Origin of the sequence: Methyloversatilis universalis FAM5, assembly GCF_000214035.2 — a bacterium.
In the GTDB taxonomy this organism is placed as follows: Bacteria; Pseudomonadota; Gammaproteobacteria; order Burkholderiales; family Rhodocyclaceae; genus Methyloversatilis; species Methyloversatilis universalis.
On record NZ_AFHG01000011.1, the window covers coordinates 1 to 527 of the forward strand.

The following is a 527-nucleotide window of genomic DNA, read 5'->3' on the forward strand; positions in this document are numbered from 1 at the left end:
CCGCCTCGCTGCCGGCGAGGTTGATGCGGCCCACACCGGCCAGCGTGGCGTTCTCCACGTTGGCGTAGTCCGCACCCAGGTCCAGTTCCAGCGCGCTGAGCGCGCTGTTCGACAGCGTGAAGCGCACGCTGTCCGTGCCTTCGTCTGCCGCTTCGGTGATCACGTCGCCCAGGTGGTCGACCACGTAGCTGTCGTCGCCGTCTCCTCCGATCAGCGTGTCCGCACCCAGCCCACCGTCCAGCAGGTTGTTCAGTGCGTTGCCGGTGATCCGGTTGGCCAGCGCGTTACCCGTGCCGTTGAGTGCCGTGCCGGTCAGTTCGAGGTTCTCGACGTTGGCGCCCAGCGCGTAGTTGATCGACGAGCGCACGGTGTCGGTGCCCGCGTTCAGCCCTTCGCTCACCACGTCGCGCACGTTGTCCACAACGTAGGTGTCGTCCCCTTCGCCGCCCGACATGCTGTCTATGCCCGTGCCACCGTCCAGCAGGTCGTTGCCCGCACCGCCCGACAGCACGTCGTTGCCATCCCGT

At 67.4% G+C, this 527-nt stretch carries 1 protein-coding gene; it reads right to left on the reverse strand.

Annotation, left to right across the window (positions count from 1 at the left end):
* A partial coding sequence (locus METUNV1_RS00050) for a calcium-binding protein (protein ID WP_043358624.1) occupies positions 1 to 527 on the reverse strand: 527 nt, incomplete at both ends.